The sequence below is a fragment of the Variovorax sp. KK3 genome (assembly GCF_001984055.1).
In the GTDB taxonomy this organism is placed as follows: domain Bacteria; phylum Pseudomonadota; class Gammaproteobacteria; order Burkholderiales; family Burkholderiaceae_C; genus Variovorax.
Map to the genome: position 1 here is coordinate 1 of NZ_LYVO01000073.1, position 22,700 is coordinate 22,700.

At 66.1% G+C, this 22,700-nt stretch carries 25 protein-coding genes and 2 tRNA genes; 11 read left to right on the forward strand and 16 right to left on the reverse strand.

What is annotated here, in order from left to right:
• From B0W80_RS26715 to B0W80_RS26735, 5 genes are all read right to left on the reverse strand, one after another.
• A partial coding sequence (locus tag B0W80_RS26715; RefSeq protein ID WP_143684794.1) for a hypothetical protein occupies positions 1-416 on the reverse strand: 416 nt, incomplete at its 3' end.
• Positions 400-2,052, reverse strand: coding sequence for a DUF4384 domain-containing protein (locus B0W80_RS26720; RefSeq protein WP_077002190.1), 1,653 nt, complete (start codon positions 2,050-2,052; stop codon positions 400-402). The genes B0W80_RS26715 and B0W80_RS26720, both read right to left, overlap by 17 nt.
• A gap of 27 nt (positions 2,053-2,079) precedes the next feature.
• Positions 2,080-2,409, reverse strand: coding sequence for a hypothetical protein (locus B0W80_RS26725; RefSeq protein WP_143684795.1), 330 nt, complete (start codon positions 2,407-2,409; stop codon positions 2,080-2,082).
• 212 nt (positions 2,410-2,621) lie between these two features.
• Complete coding sequence (locus tag B0W80_RS26730; protein ID WP_077002192.1) at positions 2,622-3,194, reverse strand: hypothetical protein; 573 nt, start codon at positions 3,192-3,194, stop codon at positions 2,622-2,624.
• Positions 3,195-3,373: 179 nt separating this feature from the next.
• On the reverse strand, positions 3,374-3,946 hold the full coding sequence (locus B0W80_RS26735) for a hypothetical protein (RefSeq protein ID WP_077002193.1): 573 nt from the start codon (positions 3,944-3,946) through the stop codon (positions 3,374-3,376).
• A gap of 202 nt (positions 3,947-4,148) precedes the next feature.
• Between B0W80_RS26735 and B0W80_RS26740 the strand changes: the two genes are divergently transcribed.
• On the forward strand, positions 4,149-5,117 hold the full coding sequence (locus B0W80_RS26740) for an alpha/beta fold hydrolase (RefSeq protein ID WP_218668954.1): 969 nt from the start codon (positions 4,149-4,151) through the stop codon (positions 5,115-5,117).
• 30 nt (positions 5,118-5,147) lie between these two features.
• Here B0W80_RS26740 and B0W80_RS26745 read toward each other — a convergent pair whose 3' ends face one another.
• The 4 genes from B0W80_RS26745 to B0W80_RS26760 form a co-directional block, all read right to left on the reverse strand.
• A complete protein-coding gene (locus B0W80_RS26745) occupies positions 5,148-5,984 on the reverse strand; it encodes a caspase family protein (protein ID WP_083745659.1) in 837 nt (278 codons plus the stop codon).
• A 5-nt stretch (positions 5,985-5,989) separates the two neighbouring features.
• Positions 5,990-6,607, reverse strand: a complete 618-nt coding sequence (locus B0W80_RS26750; protein WP_077002195.1) for an anti-sigma factor — start codon at positions 6,605-6,607, stop codon at positions 5,990-5,992.
• A 129-nt stretch (positions 6,608-6,736) separates the two neighbouring features.
• The gene (locus B0W80_RS26755; protein WP_077002196.1) at positions 6,737-7,333 is read right to left on the reverse strand and encodes an RNA polymerase sigma factor; all 597 of its coding nucleotides are present in this window, start codon (positions 7,331-7,333) and stop codon (positions 6,737-6,739) included.
• 296 nt (positions 7,334-7,629) lie between these two features.
• Positions 7,630-8,637, reverse strand: a complete 1,008-nt coding sequence (locus tag B0W80_RS26760) for a LysR family transcriptional regulator (protein ID WP_077002197.1) — start codon at positions 8,635-8,637, stop codon at positions 7,630-7,632.
• A 106-nt stretch (positions 8,638-8,743) separates the two neighbouring features.
• On the opposite strand from B0W80_RS26760, the gene B0W80_RS26765 reads away from it, so the two are divergent.
• The 3 genes from B0W80_RS26765 (at position 8,744) to B0W80_RS35165 (ending at position 11,985) form a co-directional block, all read left to right on the forward strand.
• Positions 8,744-9,778 (forward strand): isopenicillin N synthase family oxygenase, encoded by a 1,035-nt coding sequence (locus tag B0W80_RS26765; protein WP_218668955.1) that lies wholly within the window; start codon positions 8,744-8,746, stop codon positions 9,776-9,778.
• Between the two features lie 41 nt (positions 9,779-9,819).
• Positions 9,820-10,806: a tripartite tricarboxylate transporter substrate binding protein gene (locus B0W80_RS26770; protein ID WP_077002199.1), complete on the forward strand. Its 987-nt coding sequence runs from the start codon at positions 9,820-9,822 to the stop codon at positions 10,804-10,806.
• Positions 10,807-11,424: 618 nt separating this feature from the next.
• Positions 11,425-11,985, forward strand: a complete 561-nt coding sequence (locus B0W80_RS35165; protein ID WP_143684797.1) for a hypothetical protein — start codon at positions 11,425-11,427, stop codon at positions 11,983-11,985.
• Positions 11,986-12,089: 104 nt separating this feature from the next.
• Here B0W80_RS35165 and B0W80_RS26780 read toward each other — a convergent pair whose 3' ends face one another.
• Positions 12,090-12,809: a ClpP family protease gene (locus B0W80_RS26780; RefSeq protein ID WP_077002201.1), complete on the reverse strand. Its 720-nt coding sequence runs from the start codon at positions 12,807-12,809 to the stop codon at positions 12,090-12,092.
• A gap of 177 nt (positions 12,810-12,986) precedes the next feature.
• Here B0W80_RS26780 and B0W80_RS26785 point away from each other — a divergent pair, with 177 nt between their 5' ends.
• Together B0W80_RS26785 and B0W80_RS26790 are read left to right on the forward strand one after the other, a co-directional pair.
• Positions 12,987-13,301, forward strand: coding sequence for a hypothetical protein (locus B0W80_RS26785; RefSeq protein WP_143684798.1), 315 nt, complete (start codon positions 12,987-12,989; stop codon positions 13,299-13,301).
• Between the two features lie 46 nt (positions 13,302-13,347).
• On the forward strand, positions 13,348-14,187 hold the full coding sequence (locus B0W80_RS26790; protein WP_077002203.1) for a hypothetical protein: 840 nt from the start codon (positions 13,348-13,350) through the stop codon (positions 14,185-14,187).
• 395 nt (positions 14,188-14,582) lie between these two features.
• Here B0W80_RS26790 and B0W80_RS26795 read toward each other — a convergent pair whose 3' ends face one another.
• The 3 genes from B0W80_RS26795 to B0W80_RS26805 all read right to left on the reverse strand — a co-directional run bounded on the left by B0W80_RS26795 (position 14,583) and on the right by B0W80_RS26805 (position 15,577).
• Positions 14,583-14,963 carry a phage tail tape measure C-terminal domain-containing protein gene (locus B0W80_RS26795; RefSeq protein WP_077002204.1) on the reverse strand — a complete coding sequence of 127 codons (381 nt, stop codon included), beginning with the start codon at positions 14,961-14,963 and terminating at the stop codon, positions 14,583-14,585.
• A gap of 47 nt (positions 14,964-15,010) precedes the next feature.
• Complete coding sequence (locus B0W80_RS35170; RefSeq protein WP_143684799.1) at positions 15,011-15,415, reverse strand: hypothetical protein; 405 nt, start codon at positions 15,413-15,415, stop codon at positions 15,011-15,013.
• Between the two features lie 85 nt (positions 15,416-15,500).
• Positions 15,501-15,577: transfer RNA gene (locus tag B0W80_RS26805), tRNA-Arg, on the reverse strand.
• Between the two features lie 126 nt (positions 15,578-15,703).
• On the opposite strand from B0W80_RS26805, the gene B0W80_RS26810 reads away from it, so the two are divergent.
• Both B0W80_RS26810 and B0W80_RS26815 read left to right on the forward strand, forming a co-directional pair.
• Positions 15,704-15,907 carry a hypothetical protein gene (locus B0W80_RS26810; protein WP_077002206.1) on the forward strand — a complete coding sequence of 68 codons (204 nt, stop codon included), beginning with the start codon at positions 15,704-15,706 and terminating at the stop codon, positions 15,905-15,907.
• Between the two features lie 76 nt (positions 15,908-15,983).
• Positions 15,984-16,205, forward strand: a complete 222-nt coding sequence (locus B0W80_RS26815; protein WP_077002207.1) for a hypothetical protein — start codon at positions 15,984-15,986, stop codon at positions 16,203-16,205.
• 80 nt (positions 16,206-16,285) lie between these two features.
• Here B0W80_RS26815 and B0W80_RS26820 read toward each other — a convergent pair.
• The 3 genes from B0W80_RS26820 to B0W80_RS26830 form a co-directional block, all read right to left on the reverse strand.
• A tRNA-Pro gene (locus B0W80_RS26820) sits at positions 16,286-16,362 on the reverse strand.
• A 42-nt stretch (positions 16,363-16,404) separates the two neighbouring features.
• Positions 16,405-17,109, reverse strand: a complete 705-nt coding sequence (locus tag B0W80_RS26825; RefSeq protein ID WP_077002208.1) for a glutathione binding-like protein — start codon at positions 17,107-17,109, stop codon at positions 16,405-16,407.
• A 94-nt stretch (positions 17,110-17,203) separates the two neighbouring features.
• Positions 17,204-18,889, reverse strand: a complete 1,686-nt coding sequence (locus B0W80_RS26830) for an FAD-dependent oxidoreductase (protein ID WP_077002209.1) — start codon at positions 18,887-18,889, stop codon at positions 17,204-17,206.
• A 143-nt stretch (positions 18,890-19,032) separates the two neighbouring features.
• Here B0W80_RS26830 and B0W80_RS26835 point away from each other — a divergent pair, with 143 nt between their 5' ends.
• From B0W80_RS26835 to B0W80_RS26845, 3 genes are all read left to right on the forward strand, one after another.
• On the forward strand, positions 19,033-19,929 hold the full coding sequence (locus tag B0W80_RS26835; protein WP_077002210.1) for a GNAT family N-acetyltransferase: 897 nt from the start codon (positions 19,033-19,035) through the stop codon (positions 19,927-19,929).
• 63 nt (positions 19,930-19,992) lie between these two features.
• Positions 19,993-22,197 carry a polyphosphate kinase 1 gene (gene ppk1 / locus B0W80_RS26840; RefSeq protein WP_083745657.1) on the forward strand — a complete coding sequence of 735 codons (2,205 nt, stop codon included), beginning with the start codon at positions 19,993-19,995 and terminating at the stop codon, positions 22,195-22,197.
• A 7-nt stretch (positions 22,198-22,204) separates the two neighbouring features.
• Positions 22,205-22,666 (forward strand): histidine phosphatase family protein, encoded by a 462-nt coding sequence (locus B0W80_RS26845; protein ID WP_077002211.1) that lies wholly within the window; start codon positions 22,205-22,207, stop codon positions 22,664-22,666.
• Positions 22,667-22,700: the final 34 nt, after the last annotated feature.

Here is a 22,700-nt window from a genome sequence, read left to right on the forward strand (position 1 = left end):
GGCCGCGCCTGGCAGGTGGTCCAGCCGGAGTCGGTGACGATCACCGAACCGCCGTTCCTGTCGAGTGCCACCAGCTTCGCGCCCTGCCGCGCCTCGGGGCCCAGGGTGACGGGGCCTTCGTCGAAGAGCAGGCGACCGTATTGCCAGCAGCGCAGGCGGTACTTGCCGGAGCCCTTGTGCTTGCTCGCCGGCGCGGCGTCCGGCACCGGGGGAAGAGGCGGCAGGGATGCCGCTGTGCGGTCGTCGGCGGTGGCGGCTGCCGCGGTGACGGTGGCGACACCGGCCGTCGCCCCGAGGGGCATCTGCAGCACGGCGACCACGGCGACTGCGGCGACTGCGGCAAGACCGGTGACGGCGGCGAGGCGGAGGCCCAGGCGCTTGCCACGGCCGGGCTGGAATTCACTTGGCTTGGACACGGATGTTCTCCTGGGCGAGCGTGCCGCCGTTGGCTTTGAAGAAGGCGGCACGAACGGTCTCGAGCGTGGCGCCGGGGATGGGTTCGAAGTCGGTGCCGACCAGGGTCTGCGGCATCGAGGCCATCACGTCGCGCTGGGTCGCGAAGCACGAGATGGTTTCGGGCACGCCCTTCGTGTTCATCGACAGCTGGAAGCGCATCGCACCGGGCAGGGCCAGCGGCTGGGACGCGGCGACGCGGGAGTCGCGGGAGAAGCGGTTCGGGAAGAAGCGGATGACCTTGGCTTCCTCGTCCTGCAGGTAGCAGTAGACATGCGCATCGTGCGACGGTGCGAGCGACAGGTTGATCGCCTCGCCGCGAGCGAAGCGGGTCTGCTGCTTCGGTGTCGACAGCGCGAGCTTCAGCGACGCGGGCTGGGCCTGGGCCGGGGCTGCTTCGGCTGCCGGTGCCGCTGCGGCCTTGGCGACGGCCGCGGGGGCGGGTGCCTGCGGTGCTGCTGCTGTCACGGGCGCCGATCCGGGTGCGCCTGCCACCGTGGGCGGTGCGACGTAGCGTGCCGGCTGGTCGGGCCGCTTGATCTTCGTGTGGTCGGCGGCGAGGAAGGCGTAGAAGAATTCCTCGTTCAGCACCGCCTCGCGGCTCAGGCCCAGCGCGGCGCGGTAGTTCGCGATCGCCTCGTCGATGGCCGGGTTGAATTCGCCGTCGATCGGGCCGTCGTAGAACCAGCGGCGGCGCAGCTGGTTCTGGAAGTAGGCGATCAGCTCGACGCGGGTCGACGCCATCGCGTGGTACCAGTCGAACATCTCGAGGCGGGTTTCTTCGTTCTTCTTGGGCTCGTACACGCCCAGGCAGGTCCAGTAGGGGGTCTTGGTCAGCTTGCCGATCAGCTCGACGGCCGCCAGCTCGACCAGCCCGCGCAGCGCCTGCGTCTGGCCCTCGGCCTTGGCCAGGTTCATGCTGTAGTTGATGCCGAACTTGTGGTACGCCGCATCGCCGTCGATGCCGCTGCCCTGCTTGAGGATCATCACCGAGTTGCGCGATGTGACGCCGGCCAGCACGGCCATGTCGCTGGTGGTCAGCACGCTCAGGTCGAGCGCCAGCATGCTGGAGCCCGCGTCCTTGGCGGCGCCGAGGTTGATGAAGGGCGAGAAGCCGATGCCCGCGTCCTTCTGGTTCTTGACCAGGTTCTCGTCGAACTGCGACACCGAGCCCTTGATGTCGTACAGCGGAATGGCGTTGTAGGCGGCGGCGTTCTGCGCCGAGGCCAGGTAGCTGATGACGTTGGACGTGTCCTTGCCGAAGGCGACCAGGCGCACCGCCCGGCTGCGCCGCGACATGTCGGACACCGACGAGATCAGCATGTCGCGCGTGCCGGCGTTCAGCTTCTTGGTCTCGTCGGTGATTTCTTCGGTGAGCATCGTGATGTCGCGCACGCCGTAGTCCAGCAGCAGCGTGTCCATGCAGCGCAAGGCATGCGAAAAGCCCGTGATCGAGCGCTGGGGCCGGTCTTCCGGACCCTTGCGCAGCTCGTTGGTCTGGTCGATGGTGGGTTGCTTGACCTCGAGCGTCTGGCAGCCTGCGAGGGTCGCGACGGCGGCGGCGAGTGCGAGGCAGCGCAGGACTTTGGGCGGGTTCATGTCATGTCTCCCTGTTGCGGGACGTGCTCAGCGGCAGCTGCCGCGGCCGACGATGTTGATGGCGTTGGGGGCGAAGACGAACACTTCGCGCGGCGATGCGCCGATGCGGCCGCCCGTGTCGATGTTGCCGATGCTCTGGCTCCCGCAGCTGCTGGAGTCCTGGGTGTTGCCCTGGGACTTGCCCTTCTCGTCCATCTCGCGCTCCTTGGCGCTGATGCGGATCTTTTCCTTGGCGATCTTGGCGCGGAAGCGCGTGTCGACGCCCATCAGTTCCTGCCCCGCGAAGGCGTGGGCGCCGGTGCCCAGCGCGATGGCGGCGAGGACGATGCGGGCGGTGGTGGCGAGGCGTGCGTTCATGAAGTTCTCCTGAGGTTTGTCCTGAAGGTTGATGGCGGCGATGACTGCTTCCACCTCATGGGTTGCGTCGTCTTCGCAAACGGTTCAAGCGAATTCATCGATGCAGTGCTCGCGGGGCCGGCATGACAAAGCCCGCCGGCGCAGCGGTGCGCGGGCGGGCCGGATGGCCGTTCGGCAGCGCCTCGCAGCGCTGCGGATGTGGCGGCGTCGACTTACTTGGCGACCCCCACGCTCTGGTCGGCCGTGGACAGGAAGCCCGCCGCGGTGTTGACCTGGCCGGTGCCGAAGATGGTCGAGTTGTTCAGCTTGCCGCTGCCTTGCGCTCCGCCGATCTGCTGGTGCGCCGAGGCCAGGAAGCCGCCGGCCACGTTGCTCACGCCGGTTGCGCCGACGAAGCTGCCCTGCACCTTGCCGTCGCCCTTGGCGAAGCCGATCTCCTGGTCGGCCGTGCTCAGGAAGCCGGCGGCCGTGTTGTTGACGCCCTGGGCGACGATGGCGGTCTGGCCGATCTGGCCGTTCTGCGTGGCGCGCGCGATGCTCTGGTTGGCGCTCGACAGGAAGCCGACCGAGCTGTTGACCGCGCCGTTGACGATCACGGCGGTGTTCTTGATCTTGCCGTTCTGCTCGGCCACGCCGACGTTCTGACGTGCGGTGGACAGGAAGCCGGCGGAGGTGTTGACGGTGCCGGTCGAGAACACGCCGGAGTCGGTGATCTCGCCGGCCACGGCGGCACCGACGACGAGGGCGAGGGCGGCGAGGACGGACAGTTTGGGAGCAGCTTGCATGGTGGTTCTCCTGAAGGGGTGGTTGAAGGGGTCCGCTCATGGGTTGCGGCCTGTTCGCAAACGGTTCAAGCGAATCGCAAAAGGCCGCCGCGGCCCGCCCACGAAAAAGCCCGCCGGCGCGGGTGCGCGGGCGGGCCGGGTGGCAGAGCGGCGCGTAGCCGCGGGGTGGTGACAGCAACTTACTTGGCGACGCCGATGCTTTGCTCGGCGGTGGACAGGAAGCCGGCGGCGGTGTTCACCGAGCCCGTGGCGATGACCGTCGAGTTCGACAGCTTGCCGTTGCCTTGCGCGCCGCCGATCTGCTGGGTGGCGGTGGACAGGAAGCCGGCTGCCGTGTTGCTCGCGCCGTTGGCGATGACCGTCGAGTTCTCGACCACGCCGTTGCCCTTGGCGAAGCCCACTTCCTGACGGGCAGTGCTGAGGAAGCCGGCAGCCACGTTGTTCAGGCCGTTGGCGATGACCGTGCTGTTGGTGATCTTGCCGTTTTGCGTGGCGCGGCCCACGCTTTGTTCCGCCGTCGACAGGAAGCCGGCAGCCGTGTTGTTGGCGCCGTTGACGATCACGGTGCTGTTCGTGATCTTGCCGTTCTGCTCGGCCACGCCGATGTTCTGGCGAGCCGTCGACAGGAAGCCGGCGGAGGTGTTGACGGCGCCGGTGGACAGCACGGTGGAGCCTGCGATTTCGCCGGCGATTGCGCCACCGAAGGCCAGACCGAGAGCGATGACGACGGAAGCTTTGCGAACGATTTGCATGATGATCTCCTGAGAAGTTGCTGAGGGTTGGTTGCTGGTGGGGCTTGCCGAATTGCTTGCCTTCCCGCTCATGGGTTGCGGCCCGTTCAGAACCGGTTCAAACAAATTCGCGGCCGTTCACCGAATCTTTTTTAGGCGCCGGTAGCGGCGGGCCGGCGTAGGATCGCCCGTCATGCTGGACAGGGCTCCACCGGAACCGCCTTTGTTGCCCCCATCGCCGCCGCCCATTCCGCCCACTCCGCCCCCTCGGTCGCGCCTGACGGGATTGCGAGGCACGCTCAATGCCCTGCGCAACTTCGGGCTGGTGGGCCTGGGCACGCCCCGCGCCGGCGACTACGACAGCTTCACCGCCAGCGACGGCCAGTCGGTGCCCGTGTACGTGCGCGGGGACGGCCCGCCGCTGGTGCTGGTGCACGGCGTGGGCTGTTCGCACCGCGACTGGAAGCCCGTGGCACGGCAGCTCGCGCGGCGCCATTGCGTGCTGGCCTGGGACGCACGCGGGCACGGCAGCTGCCGGCCGGTGCTCGGCAGCATCACACTGGCCCGGCTGGCGACCGACCTGGCCGAGATGCTCGATCACTTCGGGCTGGAGCGCCCGGTGCTCGTCGGGCATTCGATGGGTGCGCTGGTCTTGATGCAGTACCTTCGCGAGTACGGCACGCAACGCGTGGCGGCGGCGGCGCTGATCGACCAGTCGCCCCGCATCGTGACCGACGAGGACTGGCGCATGGGGCTCTTCGGCGGCTGCAGCGCGGCCATGCTGTCGGGCCTGATCGCCGGCGCGCGGCAGGACCTGGCCGAGACGCTGCTGAACGAGATCGGCGCGCTGGGTGGCGACTGGCTGCGGCGCCGGCTCGACATCGACGCGCCGCTCGGGCGCCTGCTGCGGCGGCGGCTGGGAAACATCGACATCCGGCCGCTGCTCGACCTGGCGGAATCGATGGCGCAGGCCGACTTTCGCAGCTCGCTGGCGCGGCTCGATGCGCCCTTGTGGGTGGTGCTGGGGGCGCGCAGCCCGCACTACGCCGGGCTGCCGCTCGAAGCCTGGTATCGGGACACGGTGAAGCATGCGCAGGTGACGGTGTACCCGCGGGCCGGCCATTCGCCGCACGTCAGCGAGCCGCTGCGCTTCGCGCGGGACCTGCAGCGCTTCATGGCCGACCACGCGTGAGGGGCCGCGGCCCGTTGCCGACAGACAGGCCTACGAGCCGCAGCGGCCCTTGTCGTTCGACTTGAAGCAGAAGTCGGCCGTCAGGCTCGACGACTCCCAGGGCACCTGCACGCGGCCGGTGTCTTCTGCCACGGCGATGCGCACGCGCTTGAAAAGCTGCTCGATCTGCAGGCCCGGCGTCTGCATGTTGGTCAGCAGGTGGCGGGCATAGACGCTGTGCTTGCCGCTGGCGCCGTCGAGTGCCACGCCGTTCGGCGCGGTCGAGAAGGCCACGAGCGTGCCCACGGGTGCATCGAGCGTCGCCAGGCCGCCGGGCGTTGCGCCGCGGAACTTGAGGCGCCGGCCGTCGGGGCCGACGATCACGCCGCCGGCGAAGGGGTTCACCCGGCACGCGTCGAGCACCACGATGTTGATGCCGGTGCGGATGGCGCTGAGCCGGTCGACGAATTCGCCGATGTCGGCGCTCTGCTTCGGAATTTCGTCCTCGGTCTGCGGGTCGGCGTCGACCGGCACCAGGTAGTTGCGGCCCCTGACCTGCACGCCGTGGCCGGCGTAGAACAGCATGCGCACGGCGGCCTTGGGGGCACGGATGGAGAAGTCGCGCAGCGACTCGATCAGCTCCGGCAGCTTGGTGTTCTGGCGCAGAACGACTTCGTAGCCCAGGCCGCGCAGGGCATCCGCCACCGCGGCGGCGTCGCCGGACGGATTTTTCAGCGGGGCGTTGCGGTACGAGCCGTTGCCGATCACCAGGGCGATACGCGATTCGGCGCCGGCGCCTTGGGCATGGCCCATGCCAGGGCCGAAGGGGAGGGCCGCGGCGCCCAGCGCGCCCTGCAGCAGCGTACGGCGGGTCAGCAGCATGGCCATGGCGTTCACTCCCGGGGCGGCACGCCTGGCGCCAGCGAGGCGGCCTGGACGATGGGGGCGTTCTGGACCTTTGCCAGGGCGGCCGCCTCGCTGCCGGCCGGCACCCGCAGGTAGTAGTCGCCCAGCTGGCCCGGGCCGCCGGCCAGCTCGCCCTGCACCTGCACCAGCAGCAGGCGGATGTCGGCTTCCTTGGCGTCGGGTGCGAAGGCGACCTTGAGCATCGGGCCTTCCTTGACGCTCACGGCGTTCAGCGCGCGGATCTGGTCGGCGTCGTCGCGGGCATGGCCCAGCAGGTTCAGGATGACGCCGCCCTGCACGGCCACCAGCGCCAGGCCGGCCAGCGCGTAGCTCGGGCGCATGCCGAAGTTGCCGAATAAGGCGCCGATGCGCTCGGACAGCGTGGGCCGGTCGCCCTGGATGAGCCGCATGGTGCGCGCCAGCCCGATGGTGGCCGGCACGGCCGGGGCGTTTTCCTGGACGCGGGCCTGGAGCGAGCGGTACCAGTCGAGCTCGCTGCGGGCGTCGGGATGCTGGGCGAGGTAGGTCTCGACCCAGGCCTTGTCTTCGGCGCCCAGCGAGCCGTTGACGTACCAGGGGAGAAGTTCTTCGAAACGGTTGTTCATGATGCCTGTGCTCGTGCGGAAGGGCGATGTGGGGGCACGGGACCTTCCCGTGGCGCATCTGGGTTGCAGGAGTCGGGCGGATGGTTCAGATTATTTTTGCGCGCATGTCCGGTGCGTCGCAAGTGTTCGTCAGGAAGCGAGCGCACCTTTGGCCTCGGCAGCGGTGCCTTCGTCGCGCAGCAGCGACTGCAGGCATTTCTTGATCTTCTGCCGGGCGTGGAAGAGCCGCGTCTTCACCGTGCCTTCAGGGCAGTTCTGCACCTCGGCCACCTCGGCCAGGCCCATGCCCTCGTAGAAGACCAGGTGCAGGCATTCGCGGTGCTCGTCGGAGAGCTTGCCCATGCAGTGCTGCACGCCCTCGCGCCGCTGCTTGCCCGCCAGCTCGGCGAAGCCGTCGGGTGTGTCGGCGGCGGTGGTCTCGGCGATGTCGTCGAGGTCGCCATGCACTTCGTCGGGCCGGCGGCTGCGGTACACCATCAGCGCCTTGCGGCGCGCGATGCCGATGAGCCAGGTGGCGAACTGCGAGTCGCCCCGAAAGCGGTCGGGGTGGCGCCACACCTCGTAGAGCGTGTCGGCCAGCACTTCCTCGGCCCGGGCGTGGTCGTTGAGCATGTTCAGCACATAGGCGTAGACCTTGCGGCTGAAGGCCTTGTACAGCTGGCGGAACGCCGCCTGGTCTTCGCGGCCGATGCGTACGAGCAGTTGTTTGACCTCGTCGTTGTCCATGCGGGCGTGGGCCTTGGCGGGTGGCGGTGACGCAATATACGCCGGAGTCACCAGATGGAGCCTGTGCCTTTCGGGGTATGGCGCAGCGCTATGCCGTTCATCCTGCACACGACGAAAGGCCCTCCGTCAACTTGCGTTCGTCCGGAGGGCCCCCGCAGTCCCGGATTGCCACGATGGGTGTTGCCGGGACTGTGATTTGATTGTTGGCCAAGGCGCCATAGTTCGAGTGGGAGATGTCCTGCTCGACCTTCTGTCCGGTGCGCCACGCTGATGCGGCGTCGCACGGCAGTCCTCCGTCAATCCACTCGACGCTGGCTCGGAGCGTGGGCGGAACCCTGCGCCAGGCTCTGCTGCGATGCCTCCTGCACCAGCTGCGCCGCCCAGCGTTGCGCGCTCGACGATCGCGACGGGTGCAGGTGCAGCAGGCTGATGCGCACCGGCTCGATGCGAAACGGCGGGTCGTGCAGCACGATAGCGGGGCCGGCGTCGGCGAACACGCCGCGCGCGAAGGTGCCGAGCAACTGCGAGCTGGCCACCACCGGGGGCACTTGCGAGTAGGCAGGCACGATGCATCGAACGTTGCGGACATGCCCATTGGCGCGCAGCGTCGCGTCCACTAGCCCGATGCCGCCGCGTTGCCGCGCCACGGCGATATGGCCGCTGGCAAGATAGGTGTCGAGGTCCAGCGGCGCCGTGCGCCTGCCTGGGTCCGGGCTTTCCGCACGCGCGGAGGCGACGACGATCTCGTCGGAAAACAGCGCTTCGCACAGCACTTCCGACCGGGTGACCAGCGGATCGCCCACGATGGCCAGATCGAGTTCGCCGCCCAGCAACAGGCCCTCGGCATTGAAGCGATCGACGATGTGCACGATCAGCCGCACACCGGCACCTGCCTGAGCGATCCTTTGCCAGATCGAAGGCGACAGCAGTTTCTGCGCATGGTCGGTCATGCCGATGCGCAGATCGAAGCCGTCCCTCGCCGGATCGAAGGTGCGACGCCGTTCGTGAAGCCCGTGGATCAGGCTGACGGCTTCCTTGATGGCCGGGTAGACCTGCTGCGCTTCCGCGGTCGGCCACATTTCGCCGGCACGCGCGACGAACAGCTCGTCGCCCATGATTTCGCGAAGGCGCGACAGCGAATGGGACAGCGCCGACTGCGTGCGGCCGAGGCGCCTTGCCGCGGTGGTGACGCGCCGCTCCTCGTAGATGGCGAGAAAGGTCAGCAGATGCTGGATCTCGACACCGAAGGGCCGGCCCGCGTCCCTTTGATGCGACGGCGGCTCAGCCGCGTTCATGCTGCACATGAAAACTACTCATGGCCGGATGGCGCGCCGACACGCGTGTGATCGGGCCGGCACCAGTAGGATTTGAAGACGGGGCCTCGTGGCTTTGATGGACAAGGAATGCGACATGCAGCCTGTGCAAGCACCTTTGGGGCCGGAAAGCGACGAACGGGAACGGTACCTAATGGATCATCCGGATTCCGAGGAGGAGATCCCCATCATCGACATCGCAGAATATCTGCGCGGCGACCCCCAGGCAACCGAGGCAATCGAAGCTACAGCGACGCAGCTGCGCGAGGCCTCCGAACAGGTCGGCTTCTTCTACCTCACCGGGCACGGCATTTCGCCAACCTTGCTGGCGCGAATGTTCGACGCGGCACGCCAGTTTCACGGCCTGCCGATCGAGAAGAAGAGCGCACTCGCGCTGAACGAACACAACGCAGGGTACCTCGGCATGAGCGAGACGCTGAGCAAGGTGTCCGCCATCGTGGCGCACAAGCCGAATCGAAACGCCGCGTTCCTGATCAACCGCGAGCGCGATGCCGACGACCCTGACGTGATTGCAGGGACACGCTTCCACGGCCTCAACCAATGGCCGAATGAGCACGACGCGCCGGGATTTCGCGCCGCGCTGCTCGCGTACTTCGGCGCCATCGAGGCGCTCGGCAAACGACTGATGCCGCTCTGGGCGCGGGCGCTCGGCGTCGGCGCCGGCCACTTCGGCCAGGCCTTCGAGCGGCCGCACATCATCATGCGCGTGTCGCACTATCCGCCGCACCTCGACCGCGAGGAAGGGCAGTACGGCCTGGCGCCGCATACCGACAACAGCCTCATGACGCTGCTGGCGCAGTCCAACGTGCCGGGGCTGGCGGTGCGCATGCCGTCCGGCCACTGGCGTCTTGCGCCATCCGTCGAAGGCGCGCTGATCGTGAACACGGGCAACCTGATGGTCCGCTGGACCAACGATCGGTTCCTGTCCACGAAACACCGCGTGATCAACGCCTGTGCGACCGATCGCTATGCCTTCCCCGTGTTCTTCGGCCCGAACGCGAAGACGCTGATAGAGACCCTGCCCACGTGCCTGGCCGCGGACGGCGCCACCCGTTACCCGCCTGTGCATTACCAGGAGCTGATGGAATGGTATTTCCAGCGCAGCGGCTGAATGGTGCGGCTGAACGTTCAAAACCATCGAGGAAATCGCTCATGCCCTCTCGTCGCCACTCGCTTGTCCGCTTCGTGATTGCGCTGCTGCTGGGCCTGTGCGGCCTGCAGGCGTCCGCTGCGTGGCCGGACCGGCCCGTCTCGCTGATCGTGCCGTGGCCCGCGGGCGGATCGACCGACGTCATGGCGCGCATGCTTTCGCCGTTGTTGTCCGAACAGTTGGGGCAGCCGGTCATCGTCGTCAACCGGGCAGGCGCGACCGGCAACATGGGCGCCGAGTTCGTGCTCCAGCAGCCCGCCGACGGCTACAACATCTTCTTCGGCGCCGCCTCGCACCTGATCAACTCGGCGCTGTACGCGCACAACGGCCGCGCCCTGCGGTACGACATCGTCACCCAGTTCGACTGGTGCGCCGCGATCACCGATTCGCGCATGGTGGTCGTGGTCAATCCCAAGGTGCCTGCGAACAACCTGCGCGAGCTGGTCGAACTGACACGGCGCAGCGCGCCGCCGCTGAGCTATTCGAGCGCCGGCGCCGGCTCGATCCAGCATCTCAGCGGCGAGCTGTTTCTGCGCACCGCGGACCTGACGATGTTGCACGTGCCCTACAAGGGCATCGCGCCATCCATCAATGACCTGGTCGCCGGCACCGTCGACGTGAGTTTCGAAAGCCTCTATCCGCTGCTGCCCTTCATCAAGACCGGCAAGCTGCGCGCGCTGGCCACGCTGACCGCCGACCCCGTGCCGGGCCTCGACGGCGTTCCGACCGCGATATCCCAGGGATATCCGGGCCTGGTGGTGGCGGGACCGCAGTTCGTCGGCGTGCCCAAGGGAACGCCATTGGACATTTCGAGCCGCATCACCCGCGCATTCGAAACCGTATTCGCGAATCCCGAGGTGGTCCGCAGGCTCGAGGAAGCGGGCCTGGTCGTGAGCTTCATGCGGCGCGAAGAAGCGACCCGGATGATCCGAAGCGAGCGGGACAAGTGGGCCAAGCTGATCGAGAAGGCCGACATCAAGGTCGACTGAAGTCCGCTGTACTTCGGAGGAGCCTGTGCGGCTCGAGCACGCGGCTGCGGGCGGTGTAAATGCCTGTCTCGGCTCGGAATTTTGCCCTGACCGGAGAGAGTCGATCTGCGGAGCCAGCATTTCTGGGATAACGCAGCACAAGCCGTCCTCTGTGGCGTCATGCTTCGTCCCCAGGTGGGACTTCCACCACTCGCAGGCTACCTCCTACCCTTGAGCGTGCTGCTTACATTGTCGGTCGGCAGGCTTAGCCACAGGTCCAGATGGTCGCAGACCACAGTGCCCAGGTTGGTTGATGCGGTTTGACTACTCGGGAAGGTAAACGGCCCAAGATGGCTTGATAGGTCCGTCCAGGGCGGCGTGTCCTTCAGCTTCGTGGCTCGGTTGCGCGCGGCGTGGAATCGCACAATGGCGGCACGCACTTCTTTGCGCCGTCGCTCCGATCCGCGGGCTGCCGCTCGAATCCCGGCTCGCATGAGTTTCGGCTCCGCTGCGCGCACTGTGCCCCTGGGCGGCTGGCTGACTGAGCGGGGCGCAATCTCGGCGGTTCGGGCGTCAGATAAAAGCCGTGACAGACTCATGCTTACCCCATACTGTCCGACTGTCGAAAGGGGAGTTACCATGGCTGACCACTGGGTGGAGGTTGCTTCTGCTGTCGGTACCGTTGCCGCGGTAGTGGTGGCACTGTGGCTGTCGCGGACTCAGCAGGCGCGAGTTGATGCTGACGCATTGTCGAAAGCACGACTCCATGCTTCGCGCATTTCGGCAAGGCTTGGCGCGGTTGCAGGCGGATTGCGCAGTTTGTTGGACGACGCAACCAGTCGAGCGCAAGAGTTGCCTGACAGTTCGACACGTGTGAGAGGTTTGATTCTGATGCTGATCCGGGTGTATCCCAAAATGCAGCTTTTCGAACCCGACGTCGAGACACTCGCGGCGCTCGTCCCTCTGCCCAACCAGTGTGCTCACAGGATCGCCCGCGCTTACGACCTGCTCCATGAATTGAGAGCAGATGTGATTGGTGTAGAAGCGACAGAAGTCACCAGTGCCTCGGAGCTCGCGCAGTTAAAAATTTTGAACGTTTGGACGGGCAAGCTGGCTATGGCGGTCACTCTTCTGGAAGCCGCTGTGAAGCAATGCGAAGATGCTACCGAGCTTGGCGCTCCAGTTCCCGGGTATGAATAGGGTGCCGCCCTTGACGCAGACGCATGGCGCGCGGTGCTTGGCGGTTGCTCGCTTCGGACGGGCGGGGCGGGGCGAGCAGGGGCCGCGGCAGACGGGTCGAAGCGCTATTGGTCGATTAGAGGGATAGTCGAGTTGCGCGCAGCGGAAGGGCTTGAGTAGTTCATCTGCATGTTCGTCGTGTGAGCCAACTGCTCAAGCCCGAGAGTTGCTTGGAACACTTGCCCTGACTCGTATATGGAGTACAGATGGCCGCCGGCAAACAGTGCTTTCTTGACTTCGGTCACAAGCCCGTATTCCTTTGCCTGCTGAGGATTAAGTGTGGTCCGGTCTAGCATGTCTTTCTCCACATCATGCAAGCTCTTGGTCGAGGTGTCGGCGATCACCCGCGCGATATTCTGAGCATCGATCTTCACGCTCTTAAGGTGCTCCTCGAGACCCTTTTCGTCAAGAGTCATCGGGCCCGTTGTGTTGAACGACACGCCATGGATAAGGAATCGGGCATGTGGAACACAGATCCGCTCCTGACCTGAACAAAAAATCACAACCCCGATTGAATCGACCGAACCAAAGTTGTAGGTCGTCACCGGTATTCCCAGTCCCCGCAGGTAATTGTGAGCAGAGAGGCCGTGGAACACCGAGCCACCAGGCGATGAGAGCATCAGGTGCAGGTGCTTTGCACCAGCATTTAGCGCTTGATCGATCGACTGAAACAGCGGTGTCACTGTCTGAGGGATCACGGGCGCCATGAAGCGAATCCACGCCTGCTGCTCTCTGGGCACGGCGGCTGCCGCCGATGCGGCCTTTGCCTTCTTTGCTGTTGCCATCAGTTCTCCATCCTCGGACCCGAGAGTATCCACGTTTCCAGTTGTTGCAATATGCTGGATGGCAGACCCAAATCATCCGAGGCGCGGATTTTGCCCGGTCCGGCGACCTGCGAGGGGGGTGCTGCGTGTGACGAATGCCACAGGCCGCTGTCGTGCTTTCCGGTCATGATCCGGCCCATGATCCCCGAACTCCACATCAGCAAAGTGCAGAGCAACCTCTACGAGGCGCGCCTGCTGGACGGCAAGGAAGAGATCTTCCCGTCCGAGTTTTACGAGTCCATCACCGACGCGATTCGCGGCGTGGCAGAGGACTTCCCGGCCGAGATCTCCGAGTTCCTCGAGGTCGGCTACGTCGACGTGTCGATCGGCACCCAGTGGGTCGGCAAGATGAAGGCCGAGCCAGCGGCGCTGGCTGAGCAGCTTGTCAACCTGGCGGCTGCAGTCTGGCAGTCGCAGGAGGAGCGCGGCGCGTGTGTGCGCCAGTCCGCATGAGCATCGGGAACGACCACGGGATCATCGGATAGTCTTCAAATTCAGCATGGCAATCTACCCGCGGACTGTCTCGGCCTATGCGAAGCTTCACCGCGCGCGCAGGCACTACGAGGAACTAATCAAGGCCGTCGAAACTTACATGCGTTCAGAGCCGTACCAAGTGGGCTTTGAGCACCGCCAGGGGAAAGGGCCAACCTATTTCGTTTCGGCCGTGCACTCAGTTCCTGCTGACATCCCGGTCATGATCGGGGACATCTTTCACAACCATCGAGGAAGCCTCGACCATCTTGCATATCAGTTGGTCTGGGTGGCTACTGGGAAGGAGCCGGTCGGGATGAAGCAGCTCTACTTTCCCGTCTGCGACAGCAAGGAGCAGTACCTCAAACGGCAGTCGTCCGGCGACCAGTTCTTCCACAGCATCTCCTCCAACATGAGGAAGGCGATCGACGACATTGCGCCTTACAAAGGTGGAAACGACGCGCTTTGGAAGCTGGGCATCCTCAACAATATCGACAAGCACAAGACGCTTGTTGCGTCAGCCGGTATGGGTGTTTCTATCAATCCAGGATGGGGAACCTTGCTCGGGCCGCCGCCAGATGACCCCTCTATACCAGAGGACGTGCGCAAGTCGCTCCTCGACGCACGCAAGATGCTTGATGATGCAAACGTGTTCCTCAGATTAGCAGAGCCCATCTTTCCAATGAAGGCCGGCGACGCGTTTCTCCACGGGGTCGGGCAAAACGCGCCGGTGAAAATTCAGTCCTATTTCGCGCTCGGCGTGCCTGGCCTGATCCCACCACGACCTATCGGCGAGGCGATCACTGAAATCGCCACAGCAGTTGAAGACGTTGCAACGAGGCTCGAGTCCTTTTTTGTCGAACCGTAAAAACGTTTGCTCGCGAATCCCAATTCAACGAATGCGCCTGGCGCGCTCAAGCGCACGGGCGCTCTGCGCGGCGATCTGATCCTGCGTCGCCTTGCTGGCTGGTGCAGCACGAAGGTATTGTTGACCGTCATGCCGCCACCGAAGTTGCCGCGATTCAGGTTCGCGGCCGCCTGCTTCGCGTTGAGCACGTACTCGTTTTTGTGAACGATGCCGGCGACGTCGTTCGTGTTGCCCGGGCCCGTGAAGGCCCCAAGCAGCCCAGCCCTTCATAGAGATCAGCGCGCCGAGAGCGTCGCCGCCGGCCGCGCCGACAGCGTTGGCGCCGGCCATGGCGAAACCACCGCCGCTGAAACAGGCTCGAAAACAAGCCTCCGAGGCCGCCACCGCTGCCGCCTTTATTGCCGCCCTAGAGAGGAGAGCGGATCGGCGAACCGCACGTAAAGAGGGTTGGATGCGTTCGCACCCAGCTTCGACCCATCGATCCCGCCGAGGTTGACGCCGAGGAGGTCACCGCCTAGCTTGGCCAGCGGCCCCGTGATGTTCTCCTTGACGAAGTTGCGGGCGACGTCGCCTTGCAGGTCTTCGAGCAGCTTCTTCGCGTCGAACTTCTTGCCGGTGAAAAGGTTGACGAGCTGGTCCTCCAGGCCCTTGAGCGCGTTCCCCACCGTCTCCTTGGTGTGTTTGGCGATGTTGCCGGCCTCGTCGGCGTAGTTGCGCAACGCCTCGCTCGCGCCGACGATCCAGCTCTTCTGAGCCTCGTCGATGGTGGAGTACATGCTCTTGAACGAGTCGATCGTCTTGCCTTGGTACTCGGCATTGAGCTTCAGCAGGGTGTCGTATGTGCGGCGGCTTCGGCCGTCAGCTTTCCACCAGCATTGAGCTCAGCCTGCGCCCGCTGGTTCTGCAACTCCTGCCGACGCTGGGCAAACTGTTCCTCGATCTGCTGAAGGCTCGACATGTAGTCGCGGAACTTGTTCCCTTGACCCAGGCCGGCGATCTGGCGCTGATATCCACGCTCCGTGGTCGCAAAGAGATACTCAGCCGCTTGTCGTGCCGAGAGAATCGATGCGGCAATGGCCCGGTAGGCAGCTTCGGACTCGACTTCAGCACCTTCACGGCCGTCACGCCGTCTCCCTGCACCTTGGCCAGCTTGGCAGTGGTGACCCCCAACCGTACTTTGTTCCCCTGCCTGTTCCCCTAAATGCGGTGCGCCCGATGGGTCGATCATGACTGAACATGATCGAAACTTTCACATTCTGTCGAGGAGAAGTCAGCGACGGTGACGAAACATGATCCGTCGTGATTGGCTAAGGTGGCCTGCCCGGAGGGAATCGAACCCCCGACAACCTGCTTAGAAGGCAGGTGCTCTATCCAACTGAGCTACGGGCAGTGAGGAAGGTGCGCGATTTTACGGTGTGGCGGGACGGCGTCGGCGGTGGACGACAAGGGCAGGGGACTTCGCCCGAGGTACTTCGGCACGGTTCGGCGCCAAGGTTGTCTTCATTTGGAGAACCGCATGAACGCAGACACCCGACCGCAGCGCAACAACGAGGAACCCGAGATCGCCTTCGAAGAGTCGATTCCCCTGGACGGCCGGGATCCGGTGGGCGAGCAGATGATCGAGGACCTGGGCAGGAAGCAAGGCAAGTACGAGAAAGCCGACAAGGTGCCGCCGCAACCACCGGCCGAGCCGATGCCGGAGCAATTGCCCGTGAGTTGATGGGCTGCGACGGTGTGCTTGATGAGATCAACGGCCGGGCGCATCATTCGCAGCCCCATTGCCACGGAGTTGCTGGATGAGCACCAAGGCTGCACGGCGCGAATACCTGCAAGCGGTCGCAGAGTTTCAACGGGCATGCCGCGATTTTTCTCGCGGGATGTCCGAGGTGCTGCCGCCGCCGCAAGCGCAGGAGCCCGGTGACGCAAGCTTCATCGCTCGCACGCTGGGGCCGAGCAGGCCGGCGAAGCGTGCGCCGCAAAGATCGCGTGAGGCTTTGAACATCGAGAAGAAGGCCTGATGCCACCGATCCCGGCCGCACCCTCGAAACAAAAAATGCCGGTACGGACGCATTCCATACCGGCATTTTTCTTAACCAAGTGGTCGGGGCGAAAGGATTCGAACCTTCGACCCTCTGCTCCCAAAGCAGATGCGCTACCAGGCTGCGCTACACCCCGACGAGCCCGCGATTCTAGCCTGCGCGGGCCTCGGTTCCCGGCTCAGCGCCGGTCGTATTGCGTTTTACCGAACAGAATTTCTCTGGCTTTGTCGTCCGTGATGGGTGCGCGCAGGTCGGCCAGCACCTTGACGCCGCGCTGCACCGCAGGCCGGGCGGCGATGCCTTCGAACCATTTCTTCAGGTGCGGGAAGTCGCCGAGCACGATGCCCTGGCCTTCCCAGTTGCGCAGCCAGGGGAAGATCGCAATGTCGGCGATCGAATAGCTGTCGCCAGCGATGAAGGCATGGTTGGCCAACTGCCGGTCGATCACGCCGTAGAGGCGCTTGGCTTCGTTGGTGTAGCGGTCGATGGCATAGGGCAGCCTTTCGGGCGCGTAGAGCCGGAAGTGGTGGGCCTGGCCCAGCATCGGGCCGACGCCGCCCATCTGGAACATCAGCCACTGCAAGGCTTCGTAGCGGGCGCGGTCGCCTTCGGGCAGCAGCTGGCCGGTCTTGCCCGCCAGGTAGACCAGGATGGCGCCGGATTCGAACAGAGAGATCGGCTTGCCGTCCGGCCCCTCGGGGTCGGTGATGGCCGGAATCTTGTTGTTGGGGCTGATCTTCAGGAAGGCCGGCTCGAACTGGTCGCCCTTGCCGATGTTGACGGGGTGCGCACGGTAGGGAAGGCCGCACTCCTCCAACATGATGTGAACCTTGTGGCCGTTGGGTGTGGGCCAGGAATAGACGTCGATGGGTGCTTGGGGCATGCGCAGATTCCACGGGTGAAAGACGGCCGGCCAGCATAGCGGCCGGCGCGCTTTCATGCAGGGCGCGGCCGGATGCCGGCGCCCTCGTCGGGGTTCAGCCCACGACCGCTGCAGGCGCCAGGTGCTTGTGGATGAGCGCCACCACCGCCGCGCCTTCGCCGATGGCGCCGCCCACGCGCTTGACCGAGCCCGAGCGCACGTCGCCCACGGCGAAGACCCCGGGCACGCTGGTTTCGAGCGGCGCCGCAGGGCGAGACGGAAAGCCGCGGCTCGCCGGTGCGCCGGTCAGCACGAAGCCGTTCTTGTCGACCGCCACGCCGCAGCCCTGGAGCCAATCGGTTTCGGGCACCGCGCCGATGAAGAGAAAGATGTTCTGCGCGTCGCAGTTGTGTTCGACGCCGCTGCGGCGATCGCGCCAGCTGGCGCCCTTCAGTCCCGTGTCGGGGTCGCCGATCAGTTTGACGAGCTCCGTGTGGGGGTGCAGCTCGATGTTGCCGGTGGCCTCGATGCGGTCGATCAAGTAGCGCGACATGGTGGCTTCGAGCGAAGGCCCGCGCACCAGCAGATTGAGCTTGGACACGTGCTGCGACAGGAACACCGCGGCCTGGCCGGCCGAGTTGCCGCCGCCGACCAGCGCGACTTCCTGCTGCTCGCACACCTTGGCTTCGAGCGCCGAGGCCCAGTACCAGATGCCGCGGCCTTCGAACTCGGGCAGGCGCGGCACGTCGGGGCGGCGGTAGCGCGCGCCGCTGGCCACCACCACCGTGCGGGCCCGCAGGTGACGGCCGTCGGTGAGCTGGACGCGCAACTCGCCCTTGTCTTCGGCCCGGGTGCAGTCGAGCGACTCGACCTCGGCCGGGATCATCATTTCGACGCCGAACTTCTGCGCCTGCACGAAGGCGCGGCCGGCCAGCGCGCCACCCGAGATGCCGGTCGGGAAGCCCAGGTAGTTCTCGATGCGTGCGCTGGCGCCGGCCTGGCCGCCGAAAGAGCGGCAGTCGAGCACGATGACGCGCAGGCCTTCCGACGCCGCGTACACCGCGGTCGCCAGGCCGGCCGGGCCGGCGCCGACCACGAGCACGTCGAACAGTTCGTCGTGCTCGGCCGAGTCGACCATGCCGAGGCAGCGCGCCAGCGCGCTTTCGGTCGGGTCGACCAGCACCGCACCGTTCGGGCAGGTCACCAGCAGTTCGGCGCCTTCGTACTGCTCGAGCAGCGCGCGGGCATCGGCGTCTTGCGTGGCATCGACCACCTGGTAGGGATGGCCGTTGCGACGCAGGAAGTTCTGCAGCCTCAACAGCCCGGCGCACTGCGGCGGCCCGATGAGCACCGGGCCGCTTTCGCCCGATTCGATGAGCGCGACCCGGCGCAGGATCATCGCGCGCATCAGGCGCTCGCCCAGGTCGGCCTCGGCAATGATCAGCGCGCGCAGGCGCTCGGGCGGCACGAGCACGGCCTCGACATCGTCCTGCGCATGGCCGTCGACCAGCGCGGGCCGGCCCGACAGCTGGGCGATCTCGGCCAGGAACTGGCCGTGGCCCTGGGTGCGGATCGGCACGGTGCGGCCCAGGCCATCGCGCTGGGTGATGGCGACGTGGCCCTCGAGCACGAGAAACATGCCCGGCCCGGGTTCGCCGGCCTGGAACAGGCAATCGCCCCGCGCATAGCGGCGCACTTCGCCGAACTGCTTCACGCGGGCGATATCGCACGGGCTCAGCTCGGGGAACATCTGGTGGTTGCGGGTTTCCACTTCCACGGCGGCGGGGGTTTCGGCGGTCATATCAGGCTTTCAAGGGCGCAACGTCCGGCATTAGACGCCGAAAGTATTCGCCGCACGCAGCGGGTCACGCAACTGCCATCGAATCGACATGCGAGTTTCACCGCAGGCTCCCAGACTCCGTCGGCAGAAAGGGACATAGCCGCATGAAAGAACTTCCCACGCCGACGTTTCCGTTCTCGCAACTGGGGTTGCGCCATGCCCTGTGGCCGGTGCCGGCCGCTGCGCGCAGGGTCGATGCCATCGCCGTGCCTGCCGTACAGGGCGTGCCGGGCGTAGCCCCCGTCATCGCGCCCCCGGCGGCGGACGCCGGCCGCGGCGGCATCCATGTGAGCTGGGCGCGCCATCAGGACGAAGTGCGCGCAGCACAGCGCCTGCGCTACCAGGTCTTCGCCGGTGAAATGGGCGCGCGCCTCAACACGCCGCTGCAAGGGCACGACGTCGACCTGTTCGACGACTTCTGCGAGCACCTGCTGGTGCGCGACGAGGCCACGCGCGAGGTGATCGGCACCTACCGCGTGCTGACCCCGGCACAGGCCCGCCGGGTGGGCAGCACCTACAGCGACACCGAGTTCGACCTGACCCGGCTGCGCGACCTGCGCGAGCGCATGGTCGAACTGGGACGCAGCTGCGTGCATGCCGAACACCGGCAGGGCGGCGTGATCCTCGCGCTGTGGGGCGCGCTCGCCGCCTTCATGAACCGCAATCGCCTCGACACCATGATCGGCTGCGCCAGCATCCCGATGTGGCACAACGGCGTGACCAGCGGCGACGCGGCCGCCAGCATCTGGCGGCAACTGTCGGCCACGCACATGGCGCCGATCCAGTACCAGGTGCAGCCGCGGCTGCCCTTGCCGGTGCATCGCCTGAACGACCAGCTCGACATCGAGCCACCCGCGTTGATCAAGGGTTACCTGCGGCTGGGCGCCAAGGTGCTGGGCCCGCCGGCCTGGGACCCGGACTTCAACACCGCCGACCTCCCGATGCTGATGCGCATCGACGACCTTCCGGCGCGTTATCGCAAGCATTTTCTGGGCAGCTGAGGGCGATCGACACCGATTGACAGCCCGAAAGTCCCGTCACACAGTTGTCACGGAAGTGTCACGATGCCGTTCGACACTGTCGCGTTCTCGCTTGTATCCATTCCTGTGCCGGTTGCTCCAGACAATTTCTCCTCTTCGCCCATCGCCGACAGCCCGCCCGCGGCCTCGGCGCCGTCGCTGACCCTCCTCGACCGCGACCACAGCATCCTGGCCTTCAACGAACGGGTGCTCGACTGGGCCACGCGGCCCGAAGTGCCGCTGATCGAACGGCTTCGCTACCTGTGCATCGTCTCGTCCAACCTCGACGAGTTCTTCGAAGTGCGTGCCGCGCCGCACCTGGCGGCCTTCACGGCGGGCGACCGCAAGGGCACCTACACGGCCGATTCCTTCAACCGTCTTTCCGAGGCGGCCCACACGCTGGTGGCGCGGCAGTACGCGCTGTACAACGACGAGCTGATGCCCACCTTCGGCAAGGAAGGCATCCGCGTCATCTCGCACGGCGAGCGCAACGCGGCCCAGCGCAAGTGGGTGGGCGACTATTACGAACGCGAGGTGCGGCCGCTGCTCATCCCGGTCGGGCTGGACCCGGCTCATCCGTTTCCGCAGGTTGCCAACAAGTCGCTCAACTTCATCGTGCGGCTGTCGGGCAAGGACGCCTTCGGCCGCGAGAACCCGATCGCCATCGTCAAGGTGCCACGGGTGCTGCCGCGCATGATCGCGATGCCGGCCAAGGTATCGGGCGGCAAGAAGCTCTTCGTGGCCCTGTCGAGCATCGTCCGGGCGCACCTGCAGGGCATGTTCCCGGGCCGCGAGGTGGGCGATTTCTCCCAGTTCCGCGTCACGCGCCATTCCGACCTGGCGGTCGACGAGGAAGACGTCAAGAACCTGCGTACGGCCCTGCGCCAGGGCCTGCAGCACCGGCATTTCGGGCAGGCGGTGCGGCTGGAGGTGTCGGCCAGCTGCGCCGAATCGCTGGCCAGCTTTCTGCTCGCGCAATTCGGGCTGCCGCCGCAGGCGCTCTACCGCGTGCATGGGCCGGTGAACCTGGCCCGGCTGACGCAGCTCATCGACCTGCTGGACGAGCCGCAGCTGCGCTTCGCGCCCTATCAGGCTTCGTACCCTGTGTCGCTGGTGCCGGGGCAGTCCTTCTTCGAACGGCTGCAGGCCGGCGATGCGCTTATCCATCAGCCCTTCGAAAGCTTCGAGGGTGTGCTCGCCTTCTTGCGCGAAGCGGTGCAAGACCCGCAGGTGCTGGCGATCAAGCAGACCATCTACCGCACCGGCGCCGATTCCGAGCTCATGGACCTGCTGCGCGAAGCGGTGCGCCGCGGCAAGGAAGTCACGGTAGTGGTGGAGCTCAAGGCCCGTTTCGACGAGGAAGCGAACATCAACTGGGCGGAGATGCTGGAGTCGATCGGCGCCCAGGTGGTGTACGGCGTGGTCGGCTTGAAAACCCACGCCAAGATGCTGCTGGTGACGCGGCGCGAAGGCAAGAACCTGCGGCGCTACGGGCATCTGTCGACCGGCAACTACAACTTCCGCACGGCCAAGCTCTATACGGACATCAGCCACCTGACGGCCGACCCGGCCCTCACGGCCGACATGGAGGCCGTGTTCGTGCACATGGCCAGCCAGAGCCGGCTGCCCAAGCTCAACCGGATGTGGGTGGCGCCCTTCGACCTGCATCGCAACACGATCGCGCGCATCGAGGCGCTGGGCGCCGCCGCGGCGCGTGGCGTATCGACGCGCATCGTCGCCAAGATGAACGCGCTGACCGACGAGGCGATGATCGCCGCGGTGGTGGCGGCCGGCCGCAAGGGCGTGAAGATCGACCTGATCGTGCGCGGCGGTTGCACGCTGCCGGCCCAGGTGCCGGGCCTCACCGACAACATCCGCGTGCGCTCGGTGATCGGCCGCTTTCTCGAACATTCGCGCGTGTTCTACTTCCGCGAAGGCGACGACGAGGCGCTGTACCTGTCGAGCGCCGACTGGATGAATCGCAACATGCTGCGCCGCATCGAGCTGGCCTGGCCGGTGACCGACCCGGTGCTGCGCCAGCGCCTCATCGACGAATGCCTGGTGGCCTATCTGCACGACGGCCGAGATGCCTGGGACCTGGGCGCCGACGGCATCTACCGCCGCGTGGACCACGACACGCATCTGGGCGAGGAGGGTGCGCCCCGCGCCGTGCAGGCCCACGGCGCGCAGACGGCGCTGATGGTGCGCTATTCCTCGCGCGGGCGGGCGCGCGCCGCGAGCCGCAGCTGAGGTGCTCATGGACCTGATCTTCTGGCGCCACGCCGAAGCCGACGACTGGACCGAGGGCTGCGATGACCTGCAGCGCTCGCTGACCTCTCGCGGCGAAAAGCAGGCCAAGCGCATGGCGGCCTGGCTCGACCGCCAGCTTCCCGAAGGCACGCGCGTGGTCTGCAGCCCGGCGCGCCGCTGCGAGCAGACCGTGCTGGCATTGGGCCGCAAGTACAAGCTGCGCAGCGAACTCGCGCCCGACACCACGGCCGATGCGCTGCTGGGCGCTGCGGGTTGGCCCAACGGCCGGTCGGTGGTGCTGCTGGTCGGGCATCAGCCCTCGCTGGGGCAGGCCATTTCGCTGCTGCTCGGGCTCAAGCAGGACAGCTGTCCGGTGCGAAAAGGCGCCGTCTGGTGGATTCGCACGCGCGAACGCGACGGCGACACGCAGACGGTGGTGGTGACAGTGCAGTCACCGGAACTGCTGTAGGCCGCCCCAGCTTCCTGGACTCGTCGGCTCGAAG